The sequence below is a fragment of the Kitasatospora sp. NPDC059747 genome, from assembly GCF_042732955.1.
In the GTDB taxonomy this organism is placed as follows: Bacteria; Actinomycetota; Actinomycetes; order Streptomycetales; family Streptomycetaceae; genus Kitasatospora.
Map to the genome: position 1 here is coordinate 1 of NZ_JBHWGV010000261.1, position 2512 is coordinate 2512.

Sequence of the window (2512 nt, forward strand, 5' to 3'; positions counted from 1 at the left end):
GCGGGCGGCGGGGGCGGGGGGGGGGGGGGGGGGGGGGGGGGGGGGGGGGGGGGGGGGGGGGGGGGGGGGGGGGGGGGGGGGGGGGGGGGGGGGGGGGGGGGGGGGCCCGGGGCAGGCGTCGGGGCTGTGGTTCACCCCCCGATCGTAGCGTGCGTGGCGCACGCATTCCGTGTAGAGTCCTCTTCCAGAAAGCGTGCGCGACGCACGCATCTCGGTTTCCGGCCGTCCCGGACCGCACCACCCCCATGCCCGAAGGAGCCGTTCTCATGACCGCCGCCGCCCACACCACCATCACCGCCGCCATCAACGACCTGCTCTTCACCCCCTCCCTGCCCCTGGAGGACGCCATCGAGCGGCACTTCACCCCCGACTACCGCCAGCGCACCGACGGCACCTGGGCCGACCGCGCCGGCTTCGCCGAGCACATCGGCCACCTGCGCGCCGTCGTCGCCTCCGGCTCCATCGACGTCCACGAGGAGTTCCACGCCGACGGCCGCACCGCCGACCGCCACACCGTCCACGTCGTCAAGACCGACGGCAGCGAGGTCAGCATGGAGGTCTACGTGTTCGGCGAGTTCGGCCCCTGCGGGCGCTTCGCCCGCATCGAGGAGACCACCCTGCTCCTCAAGGGCGCCGAGACCGACCGCGACCTCGGCTCCGCCCGCGCCTGACCCCTCACCGCCGCACCGGGGCGGGGACCTGATCGACCCCCGCCCCCGCCGGCGTCCCCGCGACCACCGCGGCACGCCCCGCCCGCGTGGTCGCCGCCGCCGCACCCGCCGCCACCAGCGCCAGCACCGCCGCCGCCAGCGGGAAGAACCGCCCGCCCAGCACCCCGATCGCCCAGCTGCCCGCCACCCCGCCCGCCGCCGTCCCCAGGTACAGCGCACTGGAGTTCAGCGAGATCAGCAACGGCGCACCACCCGGATCCAGCGACGCCATCCGGTGCGGCAGCGCCACCGACACCGCCCACCCCGCCAGCGGCGTCACCACCGCGTACACCAGCGCCCCCGCCATGCTGCGCCCCAGCCACGGCAGCGCGGCGAACGATCCGGCCGCCACCAGCGAACCGGTCAGCAGCACCCGGCGCACCCCCACCCGGTCCACCAGGCGCCCGCCCAGCCAGCTGCCCGCCACCGACGCCGCGCCGGTGACCGCCAGCACGGTGCTCAGCCGGCCCGCGTCGCCCCCGGTCGCCCCGGAGAGCGCGGTCGCCAGGTAGATGTAGACGCTCTGGAAGGCGAGGAAGAACACCAGCGTGGTGGCCGCCGCCCCCAGCACCCGCGGGCGCCCCAGCGGTGCCAGGCGCGCCGCGAGGCCCGCGGGTGCGGCGGGCGCGGGCAGGGTGCGCAGCAGCAGCGCCAGCCCGGCCAGCGCCGCCAGGCCCAGCCCCGTGACCAGCCACATCGTCAGCCGCCAGTCGCCGCGCCCCACCCAGGTGCCCACTGGCACGCCGAGCGCGGTGGCCACCGTCATCCCGCCCAGCACGGTGGCCAGCGCCCGCCCGCGCCGCTCGGGCGCCACCAGCGCGGTGGCCACCGCGTTGGCGGCCGGCGTGTACAGCGCCGCCCCGGCCGCCGCCAGCACCCGGGTGGCCAGCAGCGCGCCGAAGGTGGGCGCCAGCGCGCTGAGCGCGTTGGCGGCGGTGAACACCGCGAGCGCGGCCAGCAGCAGCCGCCGGCGCGGCCAGCGGGCGGTCAGCGCCGCCAGCACCGGCGCCAGCAGCGCGTAGCCGAGCGCGAAGACGGTGACCAGCTGGCCGGCGGCCGGCACGGACACCCCCAGGTCGGCGGCGACCGGGCCGAGGATGCCGGCCACGACCATCGAGTCGGTGCCCACGGCGAAGGTGCCGAGGGCGAGCAGGAGCAGGCGCACGGGCATGGAAAGGAACCCCCCGATTGTTTGACGAACGCGCAACAGTTTGACGCTCGTCAAACACTAGGGATTGGTGGATGATTGTCAAACCAACGGCCCGGTGCCCGGTGCCCCGATCGCCCCGATGCCCGACCGCCCGCGACCGCCCACCGCCGTCCGTGACCCCTGCGAGGACCCGAGCGCCATGACCGAAGACGAGCGGCTGCCCCAGCCCGCCACCGCCGACCTCGACCTCGTCACGGTCCTGGCCGCCCTCGGCGACCCCGTGCGCATGCGCCTGCTCCTCAGCTACGCCGACGGCGCCGAGCACTCCTGCGACCCGCGCGGCCTGGGCCTGGACCACCTCCACAAGTCGACCGTCTCCCACCACATGCGCGTCCTGCGCGAGGCGGGCGTCACCACCACCCGCGTCGCCGGCCGCAACCGCTTCGTCAGCCTGCGCCGCACCGACCTCGACACCCGCTTCCCCGGCCTGCTCGACGCCCTCCTCACCGCCGCCCCCGCCCCGGCACCCTGACGGGCCCGGCCCCGAACGCGGCGCGGGGGCGGCGGGGCCGCGGGGGGGGGGGGGGGGGGCGGCGCGGGGGGGGGGGGGGGGGGCCGCGGCGGGGGGGGGGGCGCGGGCGGGGCGGGCGGC

At 77.8% G+C, this 2512-nt stretch carries 3 protein-coding genes; 2 read left to right on the forward strand and 1 reads right to left on the reverse strand.

From position 1 onward, the window contains the following. The first annotated feature begins 266 nt into the window (after window positions 1-266). A complete protein-coding gene (locus ACFV4G_RS43315) occupies window positions 267-671 on the forward strand; it encodes a nuclear transport factor 2 family protein (protein WP_380449144.1) in 405 nt (134 codons plus the stop codon). A 4-nt stretch (window positions 672-675) separates the two neighbouring features. Here ACFV4G_RS43315 and ACFV4G_RS43320 read toward each other — a convergent pair whose 3' ends face one another. Continuing rightward, window positions 676-1881 carry an MFS transporter gene (locus tag ACFV4G_RS43320; RefSeq protein ID WP_380449146.1) on the reverse strand — a complete coding sequence of 402 codons (1206 nt, stop codon included), beginning with the start codon at window positions 1879-1881 and terminating at the stop codon, window positions 676-678. Window positions 1882-2059: 178 nt separating this feature from the next. Between ACFV4G_RS43320 and ACFV4G_RS43325 the strand changes: the two genes are divergently transcribed. Beyond that, a complete protein-coding gene (locus ACFV4G_RS43325) occupies window positions 2060-2392 on the forward strand; it encodes an ArsR/SmtB family transcription factor (protein WP_380449148.1) in 333 nt (110 codons plus the stop codon). The last annotated feature ends 120 nt before the right edge of the window (window positions 2393-2512 follow it).